Genomic DNA, 25,929 nt, shown 5'->3' with positions numbered 1-25,929 from the left:
CGAGTCCATCCACTCGTTTCTTTCAAGTATACTAAAAGAGCGCGCATTTAGGAGAAGTTTTTTTGCAGACCTTCTCGTTCATCTTTTTACATTATTTAATTAAAAATTTGCTATAATAAAGAAAACCTTTCTAGGAGTAAACCAATGCGAAAAAAAATATCTTCCTTGCGGCTTAGTACATTATCAAGCGGGCCCATTCTCTTTGCTTTCTTTTTCTTGATTCAACAATTTTGGGAAATGGTTGTTTCTGACTTTGCACTTTTGCCTTCGCTGGCATTCATCCAAATTCTCTTGATGATCCTTTCAACCTTTCTCATTAGCAAGTTTGTTAAAAAACGCTCGTGGCGGCAATTGCTTTTTGGCAGCTACCTATTCATCATCGGCTCGCTATTTTCTTTCTGGCTAGCAAATAATCCATTGGAGCTGCAAGCAGTCATTCTTTATATGATAGGCGCTTTTTTTGGCGGCATTCTTTGGGAATATTTGGCCCAGCGCTTGGCAACAGATCTTCTGGCCAAAGAACATGAACCTCGTTAACAGAGGTTTTTTCTTTTTCTGATAGAAAAGGCAAACATTCTTCGTATATAGTGTGAAGGGGTGAAAAAGGTGCAGGATGAAGAAATCATTGAACGAATCAAAAAGAAAGACTATGCCGGCTTAGAAGAACTGTTAGCTGTTTATGGTGATAGCATGCTGAGGACGATTCATAGTGTCCTCTCCCAACCGCATGAAGTGAGCGAGCGCCAAGATGTAGCGAACGAAGTGTTTTACGAGGTTTGGCAAAAGATTGCTGCGTACCAACCAGAAAGAAGCCGCTTGATTACTTGGCTGCTTTTGATCAGTCGTAGTCGTGCGATTGACCACAAGCGGAAGTTGAACAAGCGCTCACTAGAAGAAAAACCTGTTGATGAGCAGGAACTAGCTATTGAAGAATCACCTTTGACAAAGGAAAACTTTTTGTGTTTTATTGAAGACCTTGAAGCCCTCGATCAAAGGATCTTTCTGCTCTACTATTTTTACCAAGAGTCACCCGAAACCATCGCAGAGCAGACGGACTTAAATGTCTCAGCAATCTACAATCGTCTTTCCCGTGGCCGCAAACGCTTAAAAGAAAGGATGACTATCGATGGATTTTAAACAGTTAGTCTTAAATGAAAACAGTTCACTGACAAAAATATCTGAACAAGTAAAAGCAACAACTTTCGAGCTATCCAAACAATATGTTTTCTTGCAAGATCTATTAGAGGAGCTTCAGACGCTTTTAGCAAAAGACGAAACGATTCTTGGCTATCTGCCTTTGACGCCAGATGGAAACCTCGCCTTCGCCAATCAAGGACTTGGCGCCTATGCCTATGCAACAACCGAGAAAGCAAAAGCATACCGTGACATCTTTCATGATACCCGCGGCAATCGTTTGTTAGTTTTCACAGAAACCCGAATGCTTTTTCTGGTCATCATCGACTATTTAGAAAGTAACACCTATTTCAGTTACCCCTATGAGACCATCAAGGCGTTCACAATCAAGCCAAGAAAGCTGATGAAGCACGAATCACCAGAGGATAAAGAACAATTCCATTGGGGCTATTTCGACTTTCAGGCAGGGACGCACATTTTCTCAGAAGTACTGACGAAAAAAGACTACGAATTATTTACGTCCTATCATGAATCGATCCCTGCACTCAAGAAAATTCCGATTCAAAACAAAGTTTACCGAGCAGCGAAATATCAGTATTTCCTGAGTAATTGGCATTTCAGTTTTCGCTTGATGACCGCTTTCAACCTGCTTTTCCTGCTGCTGTTTGTATTAATGATTCTCGGATTTTTCTTACACATTGGTCCACTGAAAGGATTTTATTATAAGGATCTGTTGGACATAGGTATGGTCATTTCCCTTTTTTATAGTAAGAACATCTTGCCATAAAAAAAGGCTGCCGTTCCTTCCTAATCATTTCTTTGATATCAATTGAATAAAGCACCAGATTTTCTACAAAAGAGTACCCCTTGCAGGATTCAAGTGAAAACGAATGCTGCAAGAGGTACTTTTTTGTCTCGGACTATTGGGACATTCCTAACCGCTCGTTTTTTTCATTTCCTTTTGAAATTCTCAGATTTCTTGTGAACTTTTCAGAAGACTCCACTCATAATTTCATACATGCCTAATGGGATTATTTTTTCCTTCACGCTTGCTTTTTAGGAAGAAACGTTATGATGATTTTACTTGCTAGGAGGTGTGAAAAATCGAACTTATCGGACATCTGATCTTCTGGGTCCCATTTTGTCTTTTTCTAGTGATTGGATCGTTTTTCATACAATGGCGGAAACGTTTCGTTTCAACCCTTATTGCAGCGATCCCGTTTCTCTTTTTTATGATAAAAATATTCAATTATCGGCATTATGAGCCGGATTTTATTTTCATCATCTATTTGATCGGACTCTTCTTGTCGGCGATCTTACTGATTGCAGCTGTCCGCCGACTGTCAAAAAAAGCCTAAACCTAGGGTTACTAGAAAACAAAGACATTGCCTAAATGAAACCCAGCCTAACTTTAAGGTTCATTTAAGGTTCACGGACTATAGTCAATACGGACATAATAATTTAGAGCCTGTGCTAGCGGAAACTAGCGCAGGCTTGTTTGATTATTTATAGAAAATAGGACAAATCGCTAGCAGGTGTTGGGTAGGCAAAAATCATTTGGGCCAGCGCTTCTTTCGATAGCTGATTCTCCAACACAAAAACGAAGTGGTTGATCAACTCATCGGCCAATGCAGAAACAATCGTGACCGCAACGATGGTATCAGATGTGTCATAAACCAATTTGATTTTTGCATCTTGATCATTGATTCGTCGATAGGTATACCAAGAAGAAAGATCCATCACCTCGCTATGATACTCTGAGGCATTATCGGCAATCTCTTGCTCACTGATCCCGATTCTTGCTAGTTTTTCCGCACCAAAAACCAGCGTAGGGATCAGCGGATAGCGGATGGGTGTTTTCTGGTCATCTATATGATCGACAAGATAGGCGGCTTCAAAGCTGGCAACAGGCGTCAGTTTGGGCTGCTTTTTCGCTAGCACATCCCCAATTGCATAGATGTGTCTTTGACTAGTCTGCAAAAACTCATTTACTACGATCCCTTGTTTTGACGTTTCTACCCCTGCCTTTTCCAGTTGCAGCTGATCGCTATTGGGTCTGCGTCCCGTGGCACCAATCACTGCTTCTACGGTGAGAGACAATGCTTGTGTCTGGATCGTATAGTGGTTTTGTTCTTTCGTGATTCGCCGCGTGTTCTGATTAAAGTGGAACGAAACGCCTTGGTCCTGCATTGAACGAACCATTCCTGCGGTCAATTCAGCATCAAATCCTTTTAGCGGCTGGTCATTATGATGGATCACATGAACTTCAGCACCTGCTGCTTGAGCGATCATCGCCAATTCGAAGGTAATATACCCAGCACCTATGAAAGCAATCGTTGCTGGCATCTTTTCAAAGGAAAGAAAATCAGTACTGCTTTGTAAATGCTCCTTGCCGACGATGGGCAGTACGGCTGGACGCTGTCCTGTCGCAATAATTATTTTTTCTGCTTGAATCTCTTCTGCGTCCACGACGACCGTATGGGCATCAAGAAAAGCGGCTTGTCCGTAGTAAGTAGTGATCCCTTCTGCTAGTAACCCTTGTTTGGTTGACTCTGGCACCCGATCGGTATACGAGCGCTTAAACGCCATCAGTGCCGGCCAATCAATGGCTACCTGTCCTTGAACACCATTGCCTTGCATACGTTTCGCCTCTGTTTTGACTTCTACGCCTCGCATCAGTAGTTTTTTTGGATCGCACCCGCGATTGGGGCAAGTGCCACCCCATAAATCGGCTTCAACGATCGCCACTGTCTTACCTTTGGCTTTTAACCCATAGGCAGCAGCCGTTCCAGCTGGACCCGCTCCGATAATCAGTACATCCACCTTTTTCATCTGTCTCCTCCTTCTCCTAAAAAAATATTCCTGCGCTTTCTCTTCCCTTCAAGTATAGCGAATCACGGTCAGCCAACAAAACAATTCGCCTTTTGCGGCTCCTGCGAATGATCACAATCAGACCTTGAAGTTGCGTTTGATGTGGTATACTTTTCTTGTCAGTTTAACGACAAAGGAGAATGAATGACTGTGAGTTTTAAACGTTTTTTTCAGCTCTTTCTTTTTTGTTTTCTCTCGATTCTTGTGGCATATGGCCTGATTGCATTTCTAGCAGTAGATAACTTTTGGCTGGTGGTCTGTTTGATGACGATTGTCGGCTACCTCACCTTGGGTATCCCACTAACCTTATTGAGTTTAAAGAAGAAAAAATAAGACAACAGACAAAGACACCAGCAACTTTTCTAAGAAGCTGGTGTCTTTCCTCATTGATGCGATTATCCTAATACGATCTGGGCATCTGCCAATGCTTTTTCCACGACTTCCATCACCAGCTTGCTATGGGCAAGACGTTCCTTGACAAAGGCCTGATCATTTTCGTGAATGGCTTGTGCAAAACGGACAAATTCTTCAAACATACGATGTCCGTGAACGCTGCGATCCTGATGGCTTTTTGCCCCATGGACCGGTTCAACGTCATAGCTGGCAAGCATATTCGTCGGCCCATTGACGATGATCGATCCTTTCGTCCCTTGGATCGTTGAACGAATCGTCGCTGTCGAATCTTTGGCGCCGATACAAACGACTTTTGTTTGTTCATAGTCTAAAAACAGCATGCCAGAAGTATCGATCCCCTGTTCGACATTAGCAAAATAGCGGACACTTTTTGGTTTTCCTAAAAGCCCGACGACAAAATGAATATTATAGATATTGATATCCATCAATGCCCCACCACCCATTTTCGGGTTAAATGCAGGTAAAACGGTTCCCTCTTTGAATAAATCATAACGAGAAGAATACTGCGAATAGTTGCATTCAATCACTTTCAGCTCTCCCAATGTTTCAAGCTGCGCTTTTATTCCTTGATAGTTGGCTAAGTACTGATTTGTGATGGCTTCGATCAAAAGCACCTTGTGGGCAGCAGCCAATTCTGCTAATTCTACTAATTCTCGTGTTTGCAACGTAAATGGCTTTTCACAAATGACGTGTTTGCCAGCGAGGATTGCTTCTTTGGCAAAGGAATAATGCAAATGATTGGGCAGTGCGACATACACGGTGTCAACGGATGGATCCGCCAAACATGCCCCTAACTCTGTGTAGACGGTTTGAATCCCGTATTGCTGTTTTAAGTGATTCATTTTTTCTAAATCATTTTCTGTCCCAAAAATAGCGGACAGTTCAAGTTGTGGGACATCCCCTGCCACCGTCAAAAAATCATGGACGATCATGCCTGCCCCTAAAATCGCTAAGTTCATCTTGCTTCCCCTTTTCTATCTTCTTAAATCATTTGTTTCAATACTTCGGTGATCACTTTATGATCCTCTAAATGAGCCAAACCTGACACACAGATAGCACCCGTGACTTTTCTGTCTTCGATAATTGGAAAACCACCACCACAAATTGCATAATGTTCGTCTTGTGCCCATTTAGTAAATTGTATATCTCTATCTTTTTGCGCATAGACGTATAGTGAACTATGCCCGCTTTCTAGTACCGTTCGTTCTTTTCTTTCAAGCCAAGGGCTCTCTTTTCGCCCTGCCATTAAAAATCGAATGATCGGCAAGCCCTGATGAACAACTTTGATCCCTATCGGCTTCGGGTAATTCCTTTTAACGTACTGATCGATGGCAATAACCAACCGCAATGCGAGGTCATTGTCAAAATGAGCAAACTGCAGCTGCTGTTCTTCTTGCAGGATTTCTGAAGGTTCGATTCGGATCTACTCCTTTACGTTGAGTCAGTTGATGCCTTCAGGCGCTTTGTTTGTCAAAAGCCCCATAATCACTCTGCCTTATGACTCAGTGATCACTTGATTGATGCCTGTTTCTAGCATTTCGATTTGTAAAATCGTTTCTTCGTCTTTCACGATTTTCTCTTTGCCATGGATGATCGTTTCATAGACGCCCTCATACACACGGCTATAATCACCAATTTCAGAGATGACTTTTTCTTCATGGTAGTTCCCGTTAGCATCCATATAAGTTAGTGTGCCATAGTGCTCTGGCAAATCGATCCCAAAATCGGCATGATCTGGGAGATAAAACTGTTTTAGATGCTCTTCTTGTCGATCCTTCGTTTGTTTTACAAAAACGCCGTTTTCGCCATAAACGACAAAACTAGGCCGCTCTTTTAATCGGAAGTAACTAGATTTGACTGAGACTTTCATTCGACCATAAAACAGATCCAAATCGAAGTAATCATTCATGCGATTTTTTCCAAGCAATTGCCGAACCTCATAATGGACATCGTCTGGCTGTCCAAAATAGGAGATCACTTGGTCCAGTGTATGACAAGCGTGTCCGTACAAGTAGCTAGTATTCAATGAAAATTCGGTCACTGACCGTGGAACCTCTGGACGAAAATAATCATAATGCATCTCTACTTCTAAGAGATCTCCGAGCACGCCGCTTTCGATCACTTTTTGCGTAGTCAAAAAATCGGAATCAAAGCGGCGATTTTGATAGCATTGCACAAACAAGCCTTTCTCCTGCGCCAGTGCGAACAATTCCTTTGCTTGTGCCGAAGTTTCCGTAAAAGGTTTTTCGATCAAGACATTTTTCCCATGAAGCAAGACATCCTTGCCTAAATCATAATGCAAATGACTAGGGGTCGTGACCACAACTAATTGAATTTCAGGATCACGGTAGATATCCTCTAAGTCAGAGGTGTAATGAACGCCTTCTAGTGTTGGCCAGGTCAGCTTTCCGCTTGGTGAATAGATCGTCTTTACTTTGATCTTATCCTGTAGCTTGGTTGAAAAAGGCAGATGGTAGCGATTGGTGCTTTTTCCGTTTCCGAGATATGCGATAGTTAACATTGTGACGCCTCCTATGAATTGATAGCTTGATTATTGCTGATATCCTTCGAAATGAGAAGTCTTTTGCCAAAAACAGGTTCTTTTGACCAGACTTTTTCGCAAACTGCTCAGTGGTTCTGAACATTTTTACCAAATTGCCAAAAAGGTACAGTTTTTGCTTTTGGTTTTCTTTGTCCTAGGCTATGATTAGAAAGAGGTGGTTTGATGTTATTAGGAGATAAATTACGGCTTCAAGAAGGATTGACCAATACGGAGAAACGGATTGCCGATTATATTTTGCAAAATATCAATGATGTGCCTTCGTTGACGATTGAAGTCATCGCCAAGCATACATACACATCCCACTCTTCCGTCATTCGTCTAGCCAAAAAGATGGGGTATGAAGGATTTAAAAGTTTTCGCTTAGGTCTGGCTGAAATTGCCCATAATCAGATGTTCAACCCAACCTTTGTTGACGCGAATTTTCCTTTTTCGCCTAAGGATCAAACACCTGATATTTTGAAAAAAATGGCCGATCTAACGATCAACTCGATTCACAAAACCCACGCTCAGGTTGCCCCAGAAACGATGGAAGCAGTGGTGCAATCGTTGGAAGCTGCGCAACGGATTTTCTTATTTGCTCGCGGCGATTCTCAGATCCGGGCAAGAAGTTTTCAAAATAAGTTGGTCAAAATCAATAAGTATCTGATCGTTGCTGATGAATATGGGGATGATGCGTGGAATGCATCGAACGTCACAAAAAATGATTGTGCCGTGTTTATTACCTACCGTGGGAAAAATACGCAATACGAAAAAATCATGCAGCACTTTCGTGATGTCGGGGTTCCGGTGATCGTGATCTCTGGCAACGCCCATGCAAAAATCATCCCATTAGCGACCCATGCGATCATCGCTTCTCATGATGAACGTGATTTCCTCAAAGTCGGCACCTTTTCTTCACAGGTCGCCTTTGAGTATATTTTAGATTCACTGTTTGCATTGCTGTATGCCAAAGAATACCAAAAAAATATTGTCGAGTTAAGAAAAAAACAAACTGTTTTGGAATCAGGGATTCTCTCAGAATACCCGTCAATTGAAGAAAAGAGGGAAATGAAATGATCAATTGGGGAATTATTGGTGCCGGAAATATCGCCAATCGCTTTGCTGCAAGTTTAGAAAATTTTCAAGACGCCCAGCTTTATGGGGTTGCTTGTCGTACGATGGAAAAAGCGCAAGCGTTTCAAGCAAAATTTCCGTGTGATGCCGTCTTTGATGACTACCAAAACCTATTAGATGATCCAACTATCGATGTCGTTTATATTGCTTTGCCACATTTGTATCATTATGAATGGATCATCAAAGCCTTTCAAGCGAAAAAAGCTGTTTTATGTGAAAAACCAGCAACCTTGACTGCACAAGAAATGCGTGATGTACAAAAACAAGCTCAAGCACACGAAGTCTTCTTTATGGAAGCCATGAAGCCACGCTTCACCCCAGCGTATCGCAAACTAAAAGAACTTGTGGATGGTGGTCATATCGGTGAGCTAACAAGTGTCATGACTACTTTTCGCCGCCATTTACCAGTCGAAGGCAGTTCTTACCATTATCTGCCAAAACAAGGGGGTGCTTTACTGGATATGGGGATCTATAACTTAGCCTTTATCCAAGATTTTTCACCAGAAAATTTAACTGCCGAATTGATCGATTACAGCCTGTATGAAACTGGGGTTGATACCTACGTTGAAGCACGCTTTGTCAGTGAAGACTTTGTTGCAGTGATTGAGACCGGATTTGACCAAACAAAAGAGACGGTGGCGGAATTACAAGGAACAAAAGGGAAAATCACGATCCCCAACTTCCATCGCCCCGCTTCTTTTACCGTGACGAATGACCAAGAAGACACGGTCTATGATATTGGGTACGAGATCGATGATTTCCATTCAGAGATTCAAGCAGTTCACACCGCTCTTGCACAAGGACAACTCGAAAATCCCCTGATGTCCTTAACGGATAGTATTGCCTGTATCGCTTTAGCTGATGAACTAAGAAGCTTACTAGATGCGGAAAAAAAAGACAATTAAGATCATGCCCCATCGTTTTTGAATAGAACTGACCAGTGGCTACCACCCGGTCAGTTTTTTTGTGTCAAAAATTGAGCGCTTTCTTTGACGGTATCGGAATGGTTATATTATATTTATTGAGTATATTTTTATACAATTAAAAAAAGAAAGGAAAACGCTTATGACTCCAGAAATTATAACGTATCTTATTTGTTTATTGACCTTCGCTTATCTAGCTGTGACGGTTTTTACTTTTGTAAAAAATCGCCGGACAGGTGACGGCTATCGCCTCCGTATTTTTTACGTGCTGGCAGCAGCCCTCGTCTTTTTGCTTTCCGTTTATGCAATCGCTACCGGTCAAACCTATGACGATTTGGTTACATCGATAAATGATCTTTTTCAATAAAACAACAACGGCACGAACCTCTGCGGATCTCTTCGTTTGTGAAGCTGTGGTTGAGGGAAGGATCAAAACAGAAACGAACCAATGAAAGACTGCTAATCGATGGCTTTTCCATCAGGATCTGCTAAGCCGAATCAATGTCTTTCAATAAATGATGTCTGATTTTTTATGGAGGTGTGCATGCTCATTCAGCTTAAAGAAGCGAAGCTTTCCGATCTGCTTTCAATCTACTTGATACAAAAAGCGGCCTTCAAACCACTCTTTCTCCGTTATCAAGACAAAGAAACTTCTCCCTATTTACAAAGTTTCGAGAAGCTAAACGCAAAGTTTTCGGCGTCGAATACCACTTATTATTTAATCATGACCGCTCAGAAAACCGTGGGCTTTATAAAACTGACGGTTGAGCAGGAACATACGACGAAGCTATCTTCCATCGCCCTTCTTCCCTCCTACGAGAACCGCGGGATCGGTAGACAAGCAATGACCTTGATTGAAAGGCTCGTTCAAACAGATACGTTACGTTTGAATACGATCCTGCAAGAACCTAAGCTGGTTCACTTTTATCACTCGTTAGGGTATTCAGCAACAGGGATGTTTCAAAGCCCCTCTTCAGCAATCTGCTTTGTCTCCTTTACGAAAAAAATTGCTGCGAAATAAAAAAGCCATCTCGCCTTTCATCGGCAGAGATGGTTTTTTCTATCAATTGCCATCCTTTACAGCAATCATTTTTATTGGTCCTGCAAGGTGTCATCGGATTTTTTACGCAATCGCGGAATCTCTTTCACATTCATTAAATCTAAAAAGAAAGTGAACAATGGGATCCCGATGATCAATCCCCACAAGCCAAAGAGATGTTCGCTAAGATACAGGAGAATAAACGTGTAAAACATCGGGATCTCTGTTTTATTAGCCATCAAGCGCGGATTTAAGATATAGGATTCCAACGCATGAACAAACACTATGATCAATAGAATGTAGATCACGTCATTAAATCCGCCGATAGAATAGGCAATAAACGTCAATGGAATACACGAGATGATCACACCAGCAACAGGAATCAAGCTGAGAAAGAAAATCATCAACGCCAAACTCAACAGCTGCGGAAAGCCCATCACCGCTAAGGCGAAAACAGTGATCGCTGTATTGACTAAGGCGATCACCAACTGCGTCTCGATCACATTTCCGAAAGCCCGCGTAAACTTAGCTCCTAAATAGTAAACATCTTCAAAGAACCACGCCCCTCGCCCTTGCAAAAACAGCCGAGAAAACGCAACGGTCTTTTTGTTATCGATCATAAAGAAGAAGCTAAGCAGAAAGGAGATCAGCACAGTCAACGCCAACTCACCGAAATTATACAGATAATTGATCACGACTAGAACGCCGCTTTGTAATTTCTGGATGTATTCGCTGGTCTGCAATAAATTCAAGACATATTCGATCAATTCATTATTGGAGTCTGTCCGTTGGTAGAAATCAGCAACGGAATTGACTAATTGGACGGATTGTTTGATGATGATGGGTACATAATTTGTTGCTACTAAATAAAGAACAAAAACAATCAAGCTGTAGGTCAGGATGCTCGTAAGCTTGATGGGCAGATGGCTTTTTCGATGGAGCAAAAGAACCAGCCGATAAATCAGATACGTAAAGATAAAGGTCAGCAAAAGAATGGTCATCAGACTGCGAAACAAAAAAAGAATGCCCGCAAGCATAAACAGGACCGTCCAGCGCCGCAACACAAGATTTTGAAGAAAAGCATTATAGTATTTCATCTGTAACTCCTTTATTCGTTGCAATGGAGCAACGAAGCATTTCAGTAGTGCCTAAGAATTATCTAATCATTAAACTATGCAAATAGCAAGAGATTTTATTTTTCTTAATCGAGCGAAAAAATGAAACAAAAAAATCCTTAGAAGAATCGTTGCCTTTCTTCTAAGGAAAAGAGTTATTGGTAAACGGTCTTTCCTTCGTTTACGGGTAAAACCGAGTTGATGGACAATAAAAAGAAGCTGGCAGCCAACAGATCAGCACTGCCGCCTGGAGACACATTTTCTGACTGGCAGAAGGCTGCTAGTGCATGAAATGCTGGGTTCGGCAACGCTTGCTGATTGGCTTTTTGTGCGAGTTGCTGAACCAGTGCCAGTACCTCTTGATTGCTGCGGTATAAAATACACGTATCGTCCAGCGTAGCGATGATCGCCAACAGCATGTGGAGCCTTTTTTTGGTCTCATTGGAACAATCCCGAGAAAAATAATCTGCTAGAGCGATTTGAACATGAGGGAACCCAGCAGCAGCTTCCCCATACGCACCGAGATGTCCATATTTGGCTTGAACAGTTTTGCCATGACTTTCTGTTTGTTGAATCAGCGCACGATCAGGAAATGCAGTGAGAAGCTGGATGTCAGAAAAGACTTCTGGTAAAAAAATCCGCTGTTTGCGACTAAGTTGGCTACTGACGGCGCTGATGAGCAAGCCTAATGCCCAGATGGCTCCTTTATGAGTGTTGATGCCACCAGTGGCTGCCAACATCGCCTGTTCTGCCTTCCGACCGATTGAAGCGATTGCTTCCCGCAACTCTTGAGACATGCTGCTTCCCCAAGACACCAAGGCCATTTCTTCAAAGTATGGCGTCAATGCTCGAGCTGATCGCAGAAAGAGTGCTTGATCCATATCGTGATGGGCACCTGAATCAATGGCATCCACCAATCCAGGTTTTGGGGACAATGTCACTTCTGCAATCAAGGCTTCTTCTACCAATTGGGCGAGTCGTCGACAATTTTCTTCTACAGCTAATGCAAACATCCAACTCCTCCTCTAGTTTTTGATTTGACCTTTGATCGTTACCCATAAAACATGCAAAACATAGCTTGTTAAAAAACCACAGCTGGCAGTTGCCAAATAAGCGACGATGATCATGATGCCCATTGGCAGTTGCAGCAACAAATCTTTGAAGCATAGCAACAAGACTTGAAAGACAAAAACATTGGCAAGATAGGTTCGATACGCATAAGTAGACAGCCACTTAAACGTCCCTAACTGTGGGGCATTGTTTTTGATCATGGTTGATCCAAACATAAAGACTGCAAAAATCAATACTAAGCTATATAAGCTTTGCAATGTATTTAAATACGGTGCATGAGCGAAACTTAGATCACCTGCATAATGTAGCAGATGATTGGCAGATAATAGCCCTAATGCTAAGCCCACTGGCAAGAAAGCATAGCGAATCTTGTATAGGAAGCGATAGACGGTTTCGTGATAAATCAAAGCGGCTTCGCCATAGATCCCATAGATCACAAAGCTAAAGACAAACCGATCCAATAAATACCAGCTTTCATGATGCGGTCCTTCAAAAACTTGGCGATCGTAAAACACATACCAAGCGACATACAAAGCAGTTGCGACGATCAATACTGGCCAAACAGCTTTTTTCTTCGTCAACACTTTGTAACCTAACCAGACAAAAAACGGCATCAACAATTGGATCTGCAGCATCATGATCGTATACCACAAGTGTGGCGCCGCATCCCCCGTCACATATTTCAGTAAAAACGTTGCTGTATCAGTATAAGGTTTTCCTTGTTGGACAGCGGGAAACAGCCATAAATAAGCCGTCGTCCAAAGCACATATGGCACGACAAGTTCAAAAAACTTTTCTTTCAAAAATTCTAGATAAGACAGATGTTGACTTGTCTTAACCATGTTATAAACAATAGCAAAAATAAACAGGGGTGCGGTAAATTTCACCAAGACATAAAAGGTACCGATGAATGCTGCAGTCTTTTCATCTTGGGTATTGGATAAGGCAAAAGTCAAAATCGTTTGCATCATTACTGCTGTCACGGCAAATACTTTTTGGAAATCACTGATGTTGATTTTTAAATCGTTGTTCTCAAACATGTTTTTCGCTCACTTTTCTAATAATTACCAAATCTCAGTGGTGAGTTTTGGCCCTTCGTCTGTTTTTACTAAGATTTTTTTTGATGGATGTTCCAAATACTCCTTTAAGGCAAACCCGCCTTGTTTTGTGATAACTTGAACATCGATTTGTTGAAAAAAGGCTGCATGCTTTTCCAATAGTTCCAGTGGCAGCTTTTCTTTCGTGTCGGCATAAAGCAACAGATCTAAATCACTGGTCGGCTTGATTGCTGCCTGTTTTGCAGCCAATTCAAAACCCAAGCTGCCACCGATTCCCCAAGAATAGTGCTTCAATAAAAGCCGTGCTTGTTGATAGTTGCGGTAAACTGGATAATTGGCTACTTCATTGAATCGAAAGCTCTCACGAGTGATCAATTCCCAAGGATGGATCGTTCGTTTGATCATGTTGCAGGGTGCCTCAAAGGCAAACCGTTCTTGCCGCTTTTCCCCGCGCAACCCCACTGGTAAATAGCTGGGGTTACGGGGTTTCCCACGACGGACGGTCGCAAAAAGCTGTTCTTTTTCAGAAAACCATTTGGGAATATCAATCATATCAAGAACTTCTTTATCTAATTGAACGATATCGTGGGCACGGTTCATTCGTTACTCATTCCATTCTGCATTCATTTTTTCAAATACGTTATTCGTTTCCAGCCGGCCGCTCTTTTTAGCGATCGGATTGGTGTAGCGACTGGTCAACATCGTGTCATTCGTTTTACGCACATCATCAATCGCCTCATTGATCGCTTCGATTACAGTCGCTTTGCTTTCAGAGGTGACAGACTGATCCGTAATGGAGGATAAGAAAGTGAAGATTGCCCCAAGTTTCGTATAATTTTTGATATCATAAGCAATACTTGGTACTTTTTCCGCAGCGGCTTCAATCGCGGCAATCGACCGTTTGGTGACCCGACTTGCACTTTCTTTTGACATTGCTTGAACAGTGATCTTTTCACTATTTAATGCGATCAGACGACTTGATTGCAAGCCATGCGCTAAGAAAGCCCCAGAGATCGCATTACCAGCGATAAAACCGATCACTGGATGACCCGCTTGGCGTAGTTTGGCATAAGCTGCCGCACTATTTGCTAAAGCTGCATGAATACCAATCAATTCTTCATTATAGCCATACGCTTGGCTAGGGACATCGATGACCGCAACGATTGGCCGTTTGATTGCTTTATCTTTGTCTTCGTGATAAACAGTTTCTAACAGATGGCCCATCTCGTACCCTTCGACTAAACCAACTTCTCCATTGCGTACCCGATACATCGGATTATTTGGGTTTGGCACGATTGCTGTAACAACGACTTCTTCAGTAAAAAGGTCAGATGCAGCTGCATAGACTGTTGCACTAGTTGAGGTTGGGAACTGCAGATTCGTCAATGCTGAAAACCAATGATAACCGATACTGTCAGCAGCAGCTTCTTGGCCTTCTGTTACAGTAATAGGTGCCACTTCAGTTGCTTTATGCGCTGCAATAGCCTTATTGAATGCCTCGATAGCCAGCGGTTTTGATAGATCAAGTTTGTTTAAAAGAGAAAGATAAAAACCACTTTTTTCGCTGCGATGACTGTCTTTCTTTTCAACCATCGCCGCAATCACAGCTTCTTGGATCGATTCGACACTGTCAGTCACTAGTTCATCGATCATCTGTGCTTCCAAACGTTGTTTGGCGCCAATGGTATTCCAAATCAAATCTTTATCACTGGAATCAAATTCTCTCACGCCAGCTTCTTGCTCGATGACTTCAGGACCGTTCAAACCGATACGGGCTTTCTTCGTCGCTATCAAGTAACTCATAAGTGCTGAGGTAATCGACATACCGCCAAAAGAACCCACCCGACCTGGCACTAAACCAATCACTGGCACATACGATTTTATTGCAACGATCAAATTGCCGATTTCTGCGATCGACAATAAGCCGTAATTCGCTTCTTGGAGGCGTACCCCACCAGTATCGAGGATGATGATCGGTGTGATCGGATTGCCCTTTTGGTTTTCTTCCAACACATGCGTCAATGCAGCGATGATTTTAGCACCAGAAACTTCACCGATCCCGCCACCTTGGAATTTCCCTTCCATAGCGATCACGACTACGTTTTCTCCAGAAATCGTTCCACGACACACAACGATCCCATCATCGCTTTGTGGCACGATGTCTTGAGCCACCAGATTGGGTGCGATCATTTGGTCGAATGGATCGATCAATTCACGACCGCTCTTGGCATCCAATAAGGCGTGCACCCGTTCTCGAGCATTTAATTCTACAAAACTATTCTTCATCTGCTAGTTCCTCCATTGCTTGGGTTAATCGTAGGTAAACCACACCGGGAGTGGCGCCAAAGTCGTTGATCACTATTTGCGCACTGATTGGATAGCGCTCAAAAAAACGCGTCAAGACATTTTGCCACACATCGCCAAAGCCGTCACTTCCTGTGCAAACTGAAACGGTGGTTTCTTGTTTGTCTGTTGGAAAAAGCAGAATTTCCAAGTCACCAGAACCCACCACGCCAACATGGACTTTTTTGGTGACTGGTTTCGTTGTTTGATACGTATAAGCTAATTTTTCCATCTCTTCTTCTCTCCTCTTGCTCTTATTAAGACCACGTTCTGAATTTCATTGGCGGTTCGTACAACCCATCGGACCATTCGATCAAATCATCAACGGTTTGAGCTGCTAGCAATGATCGTTTGGCATCACTGCGTTTGATCCCTAAGTCTTCTGGTAATTTCACGATCCCCGCTTTGCGCAAGGCATCCAGAGAAGCTTTTGTGCTGGTCATTCCTAGTGGAGTTACACCGCCGATGGCTGCGATGGCTGCTTGTTTTTCCTCTTTTGATTTTGCTTTATAAAGATAAGCGATGCCTTCTTCTGTCACGATATGCGTCGTATCTTCGCTATAGATCATAATTGGGGCATTGGCTAAACCAGCTTGCTTTTGGACAGCCAACGCATCTAACGTTTCTACAAAAACAGGTTTTTTATTGGACCCATACGTTTCAACCATTTGAACGACTAATTTTTGTCCTTTTGCTAAAGGATCTGTTTCATCCCGCAAGGATTGCCAAGCTGGAGTCGAATGCCGACGGCCCCCCGGATTATGCCCCATATTTGGTGCACCACCAAACCCAGATAAGCGGCCTTTCGTCACTGTAGAAGAATTTCCATGATAATCTAGTTGTAAGGTCGAACCGATAAACATATCGATGGCATATTGACCTGCAGTTTGTGATAATGCTCGATTGCTGCGCATCGTGCCGTCTTTTCCGACAAAGAATACATCGGGTCGAGCGGCAATATATTTTTCCATACCAACTTCCCCACCAAAACTGTGGATGCTTTCGACCCAACCAGATTCGATAGCTGGAATCATCGTTGGATGAGGATTCAAGACCCAGTTTTTCGCTACTTTTCCTTTGATTCCAAGCGTTTCTCCATAGGTTGGTAAAAGTAACTCGATCGCAGCGGTGTTAAAACCGATCCCATGATTCAACGATTGTACTTCATGTTCTGCATAGATTCCTTTTAATGCCATCATCGCCATCAAAATTTGTAATTCCGTAATGTTCTGTGGATCTCTCGTAAAGAGGGCTTCTAATTGATACGGTTGGTCTGCTACCACGACGACATCGATCCAATCGCTGGGAATGTCGACCCGCGGCAAACGATCGACCACTTCATTAACTTGGACGATCACAATCCCATCTTTAAAGGCTGCTGCTTCGACGATCGTTGGCGTTTCTTCCGTATTGTAACCTGTATAAAGATTTCCTTGGCGATCGGCTTTGTCCGCCGCCACAAGGACCACATTCGGAATCAAGTCGATAAATAAGCGACCATATAATTCCAAATACGTATGAATGTCCCCTAATTTCATAGTTTTGTCTTCAATCATTTGGGCAACGCGCGTACTTTGTGCGCCTGCATAAGAAAAATCGATTTTCGCTGCAATGCCTTTTTCAAATATCGTCAAATGTTCTGGACGGGAGATACTCGACATGATCATATGCAAATTATTGACTTTTTGAGCATCGACTTGTTCTAAGCTTTTTGATAGGAAGCTTGCTTGTTTTTGATTGTCGCCTTCAAGGACCACTTTGTCTCCCGGACGGATCAACTGTTCTAAGACTTCAATGATCGCTTCCGTTGGGACATATTTTCCATCGAGAAGATGCTCGATTTTTTTCATGGTTTGGGCCTTCTTTTCACGTTTACTTGCCCAGTTTCTTGCAGGTTTTTCCATTCTATTCATCTCCATTTTTGATATAGGAATAAAGCATCATCCAAGCCATGTTGATCCAAATTGATCACACGGATCGCTTTGTTTTCACCAAATTTTGCTTGGATCAGTTTTGTTAGGGTATTGCCAGGAGGAAATTCAAGAGCCAAATCAAGTCCTGCTTCGTAGGCAACATCCATGATCTTGTTCCACTGCACCGGATAAGCAATATTTTGCAACAAATCTCGACGGATCTCTTCAGGGTTCATGGTCATCCGACCATCCGTATTTTTGAGGTACGGACAGATAGGCACATCAAGGAATACCGTGTTCATAAATGGCGCAAACCGTTTCACGGGTTCTGCCATCAACACACAATGGGACGGGACAGGCACTGCTAAAAGTTTGGCGGTTTGCGCATGATAATCTTTCGCTTGAGCTAGCGTCTTGCGCAAGCCTTTGATATGACCAGAGATCGTATGCTGCATGGGGCAATTTTCATTTGATAAATAGACGGGAGCAGCAGGATCAAATGTTTTTGCCACGAGCGCTTCTGCTTCACTTCTCGTTACACCAACCAGTACCCCCATGGCATAATCAGTCGGATAGGCTTCTTTCATCAATGTCGCCCGATGATAGACCAAGCTAGCGGCATTTTCGAAACTCAAGCTTTCACAAGCTAACGCAGCGGAAAAAGCGCCAATCGAATGCCCCGCCACAAGCTGAGGTTGCACACCAGATGCTTTCATCTGGTCCGTGTAAAAAGCCGCTTTTACTAAAAGGGCCAACTGAATAGAGACGGTATCTTGTTTGAGATCCCCCGATACAGGGTGTAAATCAAAGCCTGTCGCCTGTTCTAGCCGATGGAAATAACTGGCAGGCACGTCCTCAAGCATCTTGCTGGTCTGACTGCCTTGTCCTGGGTATAAGAAACCTGTACTCATGAAACACCTCCTAAACAATTTCTCTTTCCTGTGTCATAATAACGGAAGTTTGTTATAATAAAAAATACCAGTTTCGTGAATATCCATAACCAAAAGGTATGGAAAGAGGAGTATCTGATGAACCTTGATCATTTACGCTACTTTAAAAAAGTAGCCGAATCGAAAAATATTACCCAATCTGCACAAGAATTATACATCTCACAACCTGCCTTGAGCCGTGCCATGAAACACCTAGAAAGTGAACTAGGCGTTCCTTTGTTCTATCATGCCGGTCGGCATATCGAGTTGACGATGTATGCTGAAGAATTTTATCCCTATGTCGTTGAGACGTTAGCACGTTTCGACGAAGGAATGAGTGCGATCCAAGCCTTAAATGGAGAAATGGTCCCTGCAGTGACGATTTACTCTGAAGTCGCTTCTGTTTCCTTGCCCAACTTGGTGGCGACATTCGTTGAAAAGCACCCTGAGATCCAACTTTCGATCAAGCAGCACGGCAGTAAGGAGACCAACAAAGAACAAGCCTTCTACATTACCTCTGAGCCAAAGAACGGCTTGACCAATCTGCCAATATTCACGGAACCCATCTTACTGGCGATCCCCCAAAAGCATCCCTTGGCAGAAAAAAAAGACTTGCAAGTTGCCGATATCCAACACGTGCCTTTGCTGATGCTGGTTGAAAACAGCCCGCTGCGTAGAACCATCGACGAAACTTTTGAAGCAAAAAAAATCAGTTTGGCTATCGGTTCAACGACGGACGATCCAGCGACACTGCGCTCCCTTATCAATCAAGGACTAGGAATCACGTTCTTTCCTAAAATTACTTGGGGCTATGAAGATCAGGCGCCTTTCGTTTTACGTGAACTAGCAGATTTCCCCTTATCAAGGACCATTTATTTAGCATCAAGCTTTACTAAAGGTCATCCCATGACAAAACTAATTGCAAAAACGTTGATTGAATTTTATCTTGGCTAAACAAAAAGAAGCGTCCATTCGCACGTTAGCTGTGCAAGTGGACGCTTCTTTTTTCTCTCCTATTTACAAAGGTTGAATCATCGGCTCGACCGTACATTCATTCACATTGATCACTCCGATCTCTTTTGACTCGCCACACTATTGGCTGCCCCAGTCAGATGAGACCCCATAAGATTTGTTACACGCCTTCCAGTACGGCTGCCTTATCATCGCTTATGCATCGAGCAATTGATCGTATTCTTCATCACTGACTGCTTCTAACCATTCTGAAGCACCAGCAGTAATCGCTACATGGGCAAACCAACTATTTTTTGATGCACCATGCCAATGTTTGACCCCTTCCTTGATGACTACGACATCACCAACAGTAAGTTTTTGCGGTTTCTTGCCTGCTTCTTGGTACCAGCCTTCTCCTGAAGTCACCAACAACAATTGATACCCACCATCAATATGCCGATGCCAATTGTTGCGGCAACCTGGTTCAAAAGTCACATTGCCAACGTTGACTGGAATCGCTGGATCAGCTACTAAAGGATTCAAGTAACTCTGACCGCTAAAATATTGTGCATAGGCGTCATTTGTGTTCCCTAATGAAAAGATTCCAGCTTCTTTTGCTGCATCGAGTTCTGACATTTATTTTTCCTCCAATTCAGCTAGCTCTTCTTGATAAACCGTTTTGGCGATGTTAAAAGCAGACCAAGCTTTGGGCCAGCCAACATAGAAAGCCAGATGAGTGATTACTTCTGCAATTTCCTCTACAGTGATCCCGTTTTCTTTGCCAATCGTCAAATGGGCAGTCAATTGTTCAAAATTGCCACCCGAAATCAAGGCAGATATCGTTAATAAACTTCTTGTATGAGGAGCCAATTCTTCCTCACGTGACCAAACTTCACCAAATAACACATCATCATTTAATTGCGCAAATTTCGGCGCAAATGTCCCTAGATTATCTCTTCCTGCAGTTTGTTTCTTTACCATATCGATCGACTCCTTCTTCTATTGTGATAAAATGCTGGCTCACCCAATTTTGAATGGCAGTATCCGCCTTATTCACTCGTGAACCACGGATGGCTAATCCAGGATAAATGAGGGCTTCAGGACAAGTTTTTTTAAAGTCTTCTAGGCTATTGCCGAATCCTGAGCCTTCATGAGTACAAAAGGGAAAAATAATCTTCCCATCGAAATGATGGTCTTTTAAAAAACTCGCCACGATCATCGGATAGGTCCCCCACCAGTTGGGAAATCCAACAAATAGTATCCGTTCTTTAAAAAACGCAGACGGTACTGTTTGATAGCAGGGAAAATCATTAGCAGCTTTTTCTTTTTTTGCATGTTCGACCATCGCCCGATAACTTTCAGGATAAGGTTCCACAGGGTCAAGAGTATAAAGGGGGCATTGCAGCTGCTCTGACAGCTTCTCTGCTAGAATCTGCGTATTTCCTATGCCCAGTTTTTTGAGCTGTCCCTCAATCAGATTTTCACCAGCTCGTGAACAAACAAGTATTGCCGCCATTGTGTCACCTCCTACTCTTTATTTCCTGATAGATTTAATGGTAAGCCAATCGAGTTGGATTGGCTAATGCTTTTTCACACAAGACCTTATGCTTACAAAGCATAGCTGGTTTCGATATACAAAAAAGAAGCGGATATCACCGCTTCTTTTGATGTTTACACTGAGACTATTGAAAGGAATCGCGAAATCGTCGAATAAACTCGATAACGACTGGAGACAGTACACGATTCTTTTTCCAAACCAATACACAGCTGGTCTCGATTTGTGGTACTAAAGGCAGAAACTTGATTGCCTCATTCCTTCGCTGACCAACAGCGCCACTAACAGTCAGTGCCGAACCAACATGGTTTTCTACTAAGGAAAAGACATTGAATATTAAATTGTAGGTACCCACGATCGGCAACTCTTCCACTGGTGTCTTCGACCATTGGCTGAACATTTGCTGTACTTCTGGACGCTTGGAGATCAATAAAGGCACACCTTTGATGTCTTCGGGTGTAATTTCTTCTTTATGCGCAAGAAAAGAATCAGCCGAAGTCAAAAAGCCCCATGTTTCTTTTCGTGGAAGAACGATTTTTTCATACTTCTCGATTTCAATCGGTTCGATCAAGATCGCTAGATCCAACAAGCCTTTCTCTAGACGATCGCTGATATCATCTCCGGTACCACTATGAATATGAAAGCGAACATCCGGATAATCATTGATAAATTCTTCCAACATCAAGGAAAGCGTATCGGAATTATCTGCTTCCACACAACCAATCGTGAAGTGACCGCTAAATAAATGTTTTTTACGATCTTCAAACGCTTGCATTGTCTGGTCTGTCAAACTCAAAATCTCTTCCGCACGGCTTTTTAAAAAACGTCCCGCTTCCGTTAAAACCATTTTACGATTATCACGAGTGAATAGTGCCGTCCCTAACTCGTCTTCTAATTCTTTTAATTGTCGACTCAATGTCGGTTGTGTGATGTGGAGCACTTCTGCAGCTTGAGAAATCGTCCCTTCCTCCGCAATCGTGTAGAAATATTTTAATAACCGAATTTCCACAAAATCTCCTCCTCATTTTTTTCTTTTGCATTCAAGGTGTTCGAAACAAAAGAGAACCTCCCTCTCCAGTCTTCTTATCAATTCTTATGATAACAAAGAATCACTGTTCCAGCGAATCTAGCTAAAAAAGCGTAGGAAATTGCAGAATTGTAAAAAGATTCGTCAACAACATGTAAAAACTGTTCGCTTAAACGAACAGTTTTGTCAGCTGCTTGCTTTTTACGGCTTTTGGCGTAGGATGTATGAGTATCTTGGTATGAGTCCTCATACAATGATTTGGAGGAATATGATGTTAAATTTATCAATTCTTTTATTTTGTGTAGCGATCGCTTTACTCGGACTTGGAGGATTCATCTTTAGAGTGCGTGCGTTGCTGAACAAACGTCCGTGGAATGGTCCTGTATTGCCATTGTCGGTTATTGGTGTGATTCTATTAATCGTCTCTTTGGTCATGATCTACCTTTCTTATCCTAAATAACACGATTGTAGTCAACCTAGAACGAATAAATTGGAAAAATTGACTCTTCTCGGGAATAAGTGGAAGCTCTTGCTTCTAATCCATCAACTCATCTCAAATGATTCATAAATCAACCGCACTAGTTTACCATAATTATATTATGATTATTTCGATTTGTGGTACATCATGAACATGTAGCCAATTGAGAAACGGCTACTAAACTTGAATTTTGCTAATATCCTAGTTGATCGAGCCAATTCAACAGATTCGGTTCAGCCTCTTCAACACTTCCCGCTCTTGCTACAAAGCCTTCAAGAAAGTCATACGCTGGATACAACGTTTGAAGTTCATTTTGACTATTGGTCAATCCACTTCCCCCATGGGTTGCAAAAGGAATGATTTGTTTATCCGTAAGATCATAGGTTTCAAGAAATGTTAAAACGGCTCTTGGGGCACGGTTCCACCAAACGGGAAAGCCGATAAAGAGAACATCCACTTCAGTCATTTCGGCAACGTCAGTCATCAACGTTGGTCGGGCATCTTCTTCCACCTCTCTAGTCGCAAAAGCTGTATGTTCATCGTAAACGTTAGGGTAACCTACTTCTGTTTGAATCGAGAACAACGCACCGCCGGTCTGTTCAGCAATCATTTCTGCTATCACCTGGACATCTCCTACTAAGGTGTCATCGATTACATTAAAACTACTTCCAGAAACTGCTTCGACTGCTGGTTCATGCTCTAAATTTTCTGGTCTTGTGAAGTAGGCGATCAAAATATCGGCATCCCCATCAATCCCTGTTTCTCTCATTTGTTGCGTAATGGTGTCACTAGTACTTGTTTCTGTTGTACCAATGTCTGGCTCGTCATTCATTGAATCACTGCTACATCCTGTTAGAAAAAGCATTGTCAGAAAAAGTCCTTTTGTCCATTTGTTCATTGAATTGCTCCTTTCTTTTACCATCAAAAATGGTAGTTCCAGTATAATTCTTGAAGTGGACTTTAAGGCAAGGCAAAAAAAGATTTTTAGGGTTTCCTTTCCCTTTCTCTCACAGAATCAGCACATTATAAGAAGCCTTAAAACATTAAGCGTAGCTTTACGGCTCTCCCCTGTCTTATCTTTCATTTTTCCTCGTGATCTATATTTTTACAAGGTAATACCTAATGAAAACAGTACCTTGTTTGAAATGTTAGAAGTAGTTAAAGGATCAGAAAGCGTTTCGTGTCAGAAAATGACCATATATTCATAGAAGTTCGAAAGTCGCTGCTTCACCTTCTGCAGAATTTTTCCCAATAAATAAAGTAAACAATCCAGGTTCGACGCCAAAAGTCAGATCTTTTTGATAGTAAAAAAGATCTTCTTTAGTTATCGTGAACAAAACGGTTATTTCTTCGTATGGAGACAACGGAATTTTTTTATATTTTTTTAATTCTTTCACTGGCCTAACTACCGATCCAACGTGATCTCTGATATAAAGCTGGACTGTCTCCAATCTGGAGTAAGCAGAATTGTTGCGGATCGTAATTTCAGCTTCCAACGTTTCATTCATGGTTGAATCACTCAATTTTAACGAATGGTATGATGCTTCCCCAAAACTCAAACCATAACCAAATGGAAAGAGCGGCTCGTTTGAGCAATCCAGATACTTCGAAACGAAACGTCCTGTATGTGTCTTGCTGTTCAATGGTCTTCCAGTATTGAAGTGATTGTAGTAAAGTGGCAGCTGCCCTACATCTTCTGGGAAGCTCATACTTAAACGACCAGAAGGATTGACCTTCCCAAAAAGTATGTCAACGATTGCTTGTGCTCCTTCTGTACCGGGAAACCATGCCTGTAATATTGCATCCATTTGTTTTGTTTCTTCTTTTAACACCAGTGGGCGACCACTGAAATTGATCAAGATATTTTTTTTACCAAGAGCGGTCATTTTTTTAATAAAAGCTCTTTGAACAGCTGGTAAATGAAGGTCCGTTCGACTGCCAGCTTCCCCACTTTGCAAACTGTGTTCCCCCATAGCAAAAAGAATAATGTCTGCCTCAGTGCCAGCTTTCAACGCTTCTTTCAGCCAAAGATCTTGCTGTGCAGCTGATGAGGAGTTGCCACTGGCAGTATAGCCAAAGTCTCCAAGTATAGAATCATCTTCTAAAAGCGGACAACCTGGTTCGTAATGAACATATTTTTCCGACACTGTATTTTGGAGCGCCGTTTTTAATGTTGTGACATCCTCTGTTTTTCCGTGTACTGCCCATAAACCAATCATTGCTTGGTTGTCACCATATGGACCAACGAGTAATATTTTCTCTTTTTTTGGAGTAAGAGGAAGTACCTCTTGCTTATTCTGCAATAAAACGATCGCTTCGGAGGCAACTTTTCGTGCAAGTTTCCGGTTCTCTTCGGATAAGAGTATTTGAGCTTCTACTTCTTCTGAACTGCCACGGAAGGGATCTTCAAACAGCCCTAAATCCTTTTTAAGTTTCAAGACATGATACACAGCGTCATCGATCAACCGCTGATCGATCGCACCACTTTCCAGCAGCGGACGAAGCTCTTTCGCATAACATCGGGTTTTCATATCGATGTCATTTGTTGCTTCGATCGCTAATTTGGCCGCTTCTCGATCATCCGTAGCAATCCCATGAGGAATTAATTCTTGAACAGCTGCATAATCCGAAATAACGACTCCATCAAACTGCCATTCTTCTCTTAAAATTTGTTTGATCAAAAATTGATTAGCAGTAGCGGGAATACCATCATACGTGTTAAAAGAAGTCATGACTAGTTTGCATCCTGCCTCGACAGCCGCTTTATAGCCGCTTAAGTAGTCTTGACGCAGTTTGCGTTCGCTCATATCAACTGTATTATAATCTCGTCCTCCTTCTGCTGCACCATAAGCAGCAAAATGTTTAACACAGGCAGCGATTCCGAGCAGTGTTCCCCCTTTTTCTTGCTGAATGCCTTCTACCATTGCTTTCGCAAAATCAGCATTTAACAGCGGATCCTCTCCTGTCGACTCCAAGCATCGCCCCCATCGAGCATCGCGTACTAAGTCGACCATTGGTGCATATGTTACGTGTGCGCCAGCCGCTCTTGCTTCTTGTGCTGCGGCTTGATAGGCGCTTTGAATCAATGCTGGATTCCATGTTGCTCCCAATCCCAGAGGGATCGGAAAGACTGTTCGGTATCCATAGATGATATCTGCCATGAACAATAGTGGGATTTTGTGTCGACTTTTTCTTAAGTAGTCTGTTTGAATCTTTCGAGTTACATGGGCACCTGTGACGTTTAATACCGAACCGACAACATCGATGGTTTGTTGTTCGATGCCAAGTTTTTGCTGAGGACCCAAAGACAAATCGCTTCCGTGAAAGAATTCTCCAGATAACTGCACCAATTGGCCGATTTTTTCGTCTAAGGTCAGTTGGTTGACTAATTGTACCAGTGTTTGATTTTTCATATTAATACTCCTCGCATAG

Annotated in this window: 27 protein-coding genes; 9 read left to right on the top strand and 18 right to left on the bottom strand. The window is 42.4% G+C overall.

Features of this window, described 5'->3' with window-relative positions:
* The first annotated feature begins 144 nt into the window (after positions 1-144).
* The 3 genes from IGI82_RS08905 to IGI82_RS08895 are packed head-to-tail and all read left to right on the top strand — an operon-like array spanning position 145 to position 1,921.
* A complete protein-coding gene (locus IGI82_RS08905; RefSeq protein WP_438842069.1) occupies positions 145-537 on the top strand; it encodes a hypothetical protein in 393 nt (130 codons plus the stop codon).
* Positions 538-597: 60 nt separating this feature from the next.
* Entirely contained in the window at positions 598-1,137 is a 540-nt protein-coding gene (locus IGI82_RS08900; protein ID WP_151195237.1) for a sigma-70 family RNA polymerase sigma factor, read from the top strand.
* Complete coding sequence (locus IGI82_RS08895; protein WP_375819898.1) at positions 1,127-1,921, top strand: hypothetical protein; 795 nt, start codon at positions 1,127-1,129, stop codon at positions 1,919-1,921. Before IGI82_RS08900 ends, IGI82_RS08895 begins: the two co-directional genes overlap by 11 nt.
* A gap of 719 nt (positions 1,922-2,640) precedes the next feature.
* On the opposite strand, the gene IGI82_RS08890 is transcribed toward IGI82_RS08895, so the two are convergent.
* The 4 genes from IGI82_RS08890 to IGI82_RS08875 all read right to left on the bottom strand — a co-directional run bounded on the left by IGI82_RS08890 (position 2,641) and on the right by IGI82_RS08875 (position 6,940).
* On the bottom strand, positions 2,641-3,966 hold the full coding sequence (locus tag IGI82_RS08890) for a dihydrolipoyl dehydrogenase family protein (protein WP_438842068.1): 1,326 nt from the start codon (positions 3,964-3,966) through the stop codon (positions 2,641-2,643).
* 434 nt (positions 3,967-4,400) lie between these two features.
* A complete protein-coding gene (locus IGI82_RS08885; protein WP_005226062.1) occupies positions 4,401-5,378 on the bottom strand; it encodes a Gfo/Idh/MocA family protein in 978 nt (325 codons plus the stop codon).
* A gap of 23 nt (positions 5,379-5,401) precedes the next feature.
* On the bottom strand, positions 5,402-5,800 hold the full coding sequence (locus tag IGI82_RS08880) for a heme-binding protein (protein WP_438842601.1): 399 nt from the start codon (positions 5,798-5,800) through the stop codon (positions 5,402-5,404).
* Positions 5,801-5,914: 114 nt separating this feature from the next.
* Positions 5,915-6,940 carry a Gfo/Idh/MocA family oxidoreductase gene (locus IGI82_RS08875; RefSeq protein WP_438842067.1) on the bottom strand — a complete coding sequence of 342 codons (1,026 nt, stop codon included), beginning with the start codon at positions 6,938-6,940 and terminating at the stop codon, positions 5,915-5,917.
* Between the two features lie 204 nt (positions 6,941-7,144).
* Between IGI82_RS08875 and IGI82_RS08870 the strand changes: the two genes are divergently transcribed.
* From IGI82_RS08870 to IGI82_RS08855, 4 genes are all read left to right on the top strand, one after another.
* Entirely contained in the window at positions 7,145-8,038 is an 894-nt protein-coding gene (locus tag IGI82_RS08870) for a MurR/RpiR family transcriptional regulator (RefSeq protein ID WP_438842066.1), read from the top strand.
* Entirely contained in the window at positions 8,035-9,000 is a 966-nt protein-coding gene (locus IGI82_RS08865) for a Gfo/Idh/MocA family protein (protein ID WP_438842065.1), read from the top strand. The genes IGI82_RS08870 and IGI82_RS08865 overlap by 4 nt, the downstream gene beginning before the upstream one ends.
* 160 nt (positions 9,001-9,160) lie before the next feature.
* On the top strand, positions 9,161-9,385 hold the full coding sequence (locus IGI82_RS08860) for a hypothetical protein (RefSeq protein WP_005226057.1): 225 nt from the start codon (positions 9,161-9,163) through the stop codon (positions 9,383-9,385).
* 177 nt (positions 9,386-9,562) lie between these two features.
* Positions 9,563-10,039: a GNAT family N-acetyltransferase gene (locus IGI82_RS08855; protein WP_208788281.1), complete on the top strand. Its 477-nt coding sequence runs from the start codon at positions 9,563-9,565 to the stop codon at positions 10,037-10,039.
* A 71-nt stretch (positions 10,040-10,110) separates the two neighbouring features.
* Here IGI82_RS08855 and IGI82_RS08850 read toward each other — a convergent pair whose 3' ends face one another.
* The 8 genes from IGI82_RS08850 to IGI82_RS08815 all read right to left on the bottom strand — a co-directional run bounded on the left by IGI82_RS08850 (position 10,111) and on the right by IGI82_RS08815 (position 18,468).
* On the bottom strand, positions 10,111-11,154 hold the full coding sequence (locus IGI82_RS08850) for an AI-2E family transporter (RefSeq protein WP_087627497.1): 1,044 nt from the start codon (positions 11,152-11,154) through the stop codon (positions 10,111-10,113).
* Between the two features lie 173 nt (positions 11,155-11,327).
* A complete protein-coding gene (locus tag IGI82_RS08845) occupies positions 11,328-12,185 on the bottom strand; it encodes a triphosphoribosyl-dephospho-CoA synthase (RefSeq protein ID WP_438842064.1) in 858 nt (285 codons plus the stop codon).
* A gap of 12 nt (positions 12,186-12,197) precedes the next feature.
* Positions 12,198-13,283 (bottom strand): acyltransferase family protein, encoded by a 1,086-nt coding sequence (locus IGI82_RS08840; RefSeq protein ID WP_010748325.1) that lies wholly within the window; start codon positions 13,281-13,283, stop codon positions 12,198-12,200.
* A gap of 24 nt (positions 13,284-13,307) precedes the next feature.
* A complete protein-coding gene (locus tag IGI82_RS08835) occupies positions 13,308-13,901 on the bottom strand; it encodes a malonate decarboxylase holo-ACP synthase (RefSeq protein WP_438842063.1) in 594 nt (197 codons plus the stop codon).
* A 3-nt stretch (positions 13,902-13,904) separates the two neighbouring features.
* Positions 13,905-15,587 carry a biotin-independent malonate decarboxylase subunit beta gene (gene mdcD / locus IGI82_RS08830; protein WP_438842062.1) on the bottom strand — a complete coding sequence of 561 codons (1,683 nt, stop codon included), beginning with the start codon at positions 15,585-15,587 and terminating at the stop codon, positions 13,905-13,907.
* The gene (locus IGI82_RS08825) at positions 15,577-15,876 is read right to left on the bottom strand and encodes a malonate decarboxylase subunit delta (protein ID WP_005226050.1); all 300 of its coding nucleotides are present in this window, start codon (positions 15,874-15,876) and stop codon (positions 15,577-15,579) included. The genes mdcD and IGI82_RS08825 overlap by 11 nt, the downstream gene beginning before the upstream one ends.
* Positions 15,877-15,901: 25 nt before the next feature.
* Positions 15,902-17,548: a malonate decarboxylase subunit alpha gene (gene mdcA, locus IGI82_RS08820; RefSeq protein ID WP_438842061.1), complete on the bottom strand. Its 1,647-nt coding sequence runs from the start codon at positions 17,546-17,548 to the stop codon at positions 15,902-15,904.
* A 5-nt stretch (positions 17,549-17,553) separates the two neighbouring features.
* Positions 17,554-18,468, bottom strand: coding sequence for an ACP S-malonyltransferase (locus tag IGI82_RS08815; protein WP_010748321.1), 915 nt, complete (start codon positions 18,466-18,468; stop codon positions 17,554-17,556).
* A 117-nt stretch (positions 18,469-18,585) separates the two neighbouring features.
* On the opposite strand from IGI82_RS08815, the gene IGI82_RS08810 reads away from it, so the two are divergent.
* The gene (locus tag IGI82_RS08810) at positions 18,586-19,440 is read left to right on the top strand and encodes a LysR family transcriptional regulator (RefSeq protein WP_087627493.1); all 855 of its coding nucleotides are present in this window, start codon (positions 18,586-18,588) and stop codon (positions 19,438-19,440) included.
* Between the two features lie 213 nt (positions 19,441-19,653).
* Here IGI82_RS08810 and IGI82_RS08805 read toward each other — a convergent pair whose 3' ends face one another.
* From IGI82_RS08805 to IGI82_RS08790, 4 genes are all read right to left on the bottom strand, one after another.
* Positions 19,654-20,073 carry a cupin domain-containing protein gene (locus tag IGI82_RS08805; protein ID WP_015509674.1) on the bottom strand — a complete coding sequence of 140 codons (420 nt, stop codon included), beginning with the start codon at positions 20,071-20,073 and terminating at the stop codon, positions 19,654-19,656.
* Entirely contained in the window at positions 20,074-20,418 is a 345-nt protein-coding gene (locus tag IGI82_RS08800; RefSeq protein ID WP_005226045.1) for a carboxymuconolactone decarboxylase family protein, read from the bottom strand. It lies immediately after the preceding gene.
* A complete protein-coding gene (locus IGI82_RS08795) occupies positions 20,387-20,953 on the bottom strand; it encodes a flavodoxin (protein ID WP_332282695.1) in 567 nt (188 codons plus the stop codon). The genes IGI82_RS08800 and IGI82_RS08795 overlap by 32 nt, the downstream gene beginning before the upstream one ends.
* Before the next feature lie 166 nt (positions 20,954-21,119).
* Positions 21,120-22,001 (bottom strand): LysR family transcriptional regulator, encoded by an 882-nt coding sequence (locus tag IGI82_RS08790; protein WP_010748315.1) that lies wholly within the window; start codon positions 21,999-22,001, stop codon positions 21,120-21,122.
* A 289-nt stretch (positions 22,002-22,290) separates the two neighbouring features.
* Here IGI82_RS08790 and IGI82_RS08785 point away from each other — a divergent pair, with 289 nt between their 5' ends.
* Positions 22,291-22,479, top strand: a complete 189-nt coding sequence (locus IGI82_RS08785) for a hypothetical protein (protein ID WP_086295347.1) — start codon at positions 22,291-22,293, stop codon at positions 22,477-22,479.
* A 211-nt stretch (positions 22,480-22,690) separates the two neighbouring features.
* Here IGI82_RS08785 and IGI82_RS08780 read toward each other — a convergent pair whose 3' ends face one another.
* Together IGI82_RS08780 and bglX are read right to left on the bottom strand one after the other, a co-directional pair.
* Positions 22,691-23,395 carry a flavodoxin gene (locus tag IGI82_RS08780; protein WP_438842060.1) on the bottom strand — a complete coding sequence of 235 codons (705 nt, stop codon included), beginning with the start codon at positions 23,393-23,395 and terminating at the stop codon, positions 22,691-22,693.
* Positions 23,396-23,699: 304 nt separating this feature from the next.
* Entirely contained in the window at positions 23,700-25,910 is a 2,211-nt protein-coding gene (gene bglX / locus IGI82_RS08775) for a beta-glucosidase BglX (protein ID WP_438842059.1), read from the bottom strand.
* Positions 25,911-25,929 lie beyond the last annotated feature (19 nt).

This window comes from Enterococcus sp. AZ067 (assembly GCF_051715005.1).
In the GTDB taxonomy this organism is placed as follows: domain Bacteria; phylum Bacillota; class Bacilli; order Lactobacillales; family Enterococcaceae; genus Enterococcus_D; species Enterococcus_D casseliflavus.
The sequence above is the reverse complement of the archived record's forward strand: the minus strand, read 5'-3'. Positions and strand labels throughout refer to the sequence as shown.

Coding starts and splice junctions, on each gene's coding strand:
- IGI82_RS08875 (WP_438842067.1), bottom strand. CDS start 6,940: ATGTTAACTATCGCATATCTCGGAAACGGAAAAAGCACCAATCGCTAC.
- IGI82_RS08825 (WP_005226050.1), bottom strand. CDS start 15,876: ATGGAAAAATTAGCTTATACGTATCAAACAACGAAACCAGTCACCAAA.
- IGI82_RS08840 (WP_010748325.1), bottom strand. CDS start 13,283: ATGTTTGAGAACAACGATTTAAAAATCAACATCAGTGATTTCCAAAAA.
- mdcD (WP_438842062.1), bottom strand. CDS start 15,587: ATGAAGAATAGTTTTGTAGAATTAAATGCTCGAGAACGGGTGCACGCC.
- IGI82_RS08810 (WP_087627493.1), top strand. CDS start 18,586: ATGAACCTTGATCATTTACGCTACTTTAAAAAAGTAGCCGAATCGAAA.
- IGI82_RS08890 (WP_438842068.1), bottom strand. CDS start 3,966: ATGAAAAAGGTGGATGTACTGATTATCGGAGCGGGTCCAGCTGGAACG.
- IGI82_RS08835 (WP_438842063.1), bottom strand. CDS start 13,901: ATGAACCGTGCCCACGATATCGTTCAATTAGATAAAGAAGTTCTTGAT.
- IGI82_RS08845 (WP_438842064.1), bottom strand. CDS start 12,185: ATGTTTGCATTAGCTGTAGAAGAAAATTGTCGACGACTCGCCCAATTG.
- IGI82_RS08805 (WP_015509674.1), bottom strand. CDS start 20,073: ATGTCAGAACTCGATGCAGCAAAAGAAGCTGGAATCTTTTCATTAGGG.
- IGI82_RS08860 (WP_005226057.1), top strand. CDS start 9,161: ATGACTCCAGAAATTATAACGTATCTTATTTGTTTATTGACCTTCGCT.
- IGI82_RS08885 (WP_005226062.1), bottom strand. CDS start 5,378: ATGAACTTAGCGATTTTAGGGGCAGGCATGATCGTCCATGATTTTTTG.
- IGI82_RS08905 (WP_438842069.1), top strand. CDS start 145: ATGCGAAAAAAAATATCTTCCTTGCGGCTTAGTACATTATCAAGCGGG.
- IGI82_RS08850 (WP_087627497.1), bottom strand. CDS start 11,154: ATGAAATACTATAATGCTTTTCTTCAAAATCTTGTGTTGCGGCGCTGG.
- IGI82_RS08815 (WP_010748321.1), bottom strand. CDS start 18,468: ATGAGTACAGGTTTCTTATACCCAGGACAAGGCAGTCAGACCAGCAAG.
- IGI82_RS08800 (WP_005226045.1), bottom strand. CDS start 20,418: ATGGTAAAGAAACAAACTGCAGGAAGAGATAATCTAGGGACATTTGCG.
- IGI82_RS08895 (WP_375819898.1), top strand. CDS start 1,127: ATGGATTTTAAACAGTTAGTCTTAAATGAAAACAGTTCACTGACAAAA.
- IGI82_RS08780 (WP_438842060.1), bottom strand. CDS start 23,395: ATGAACAAATGGACAAAAGGACTTTTTCTGACAATGCTTTTTCTAACA.
- bglX (WP_438842059.1), bottom strand. CDS start 25,910: ATGAAAAATCAAACACTGGTACAATTAGTCAACCAACTGACCTTAGAC.
- IGI82_RS08785 (WP_086295347.1), top strand. CDS start 22,291: ATGTTAAATTTATCAATTCTTTTATTTTGTGTAGCGATCGCTTTACTC.
- mdcA (WP_438842061.1), bottom strand. CDS start 17,548: ATGGAAAAACCTGCAAGAAACTGGGCAAGTAAACGTGAAAAGAAGGCC.
- IGI82_RS08870 (WP_438842066.1), top strand. CDS start 7,145: ATGTTATTAGGAGATAAATTACGGCTTCAAGAAGGATTGACCAATACG.
- IGI82_RS08865 (WP_438842065.1), top strand. CDS start 8,035: ATGATCAATTGGGGAATTATTGGTGCCGGAAATATCGCCAATCGCTTT.
- IGI82_RS08795 (WP_332282695.1), bottom strand. CDS start 20,953: ATGGCGGCAATACTTGTTTGTTCACGAGCTGGTGAAAATCTGATTGAG.
- IGI82_RS08855 (WP_208788281.1), top strand. CDS start 9,563: ATGCTCATTCAGCTTAAAGAAGCGAAGCTTTCCGATCTGCTTTCAATC.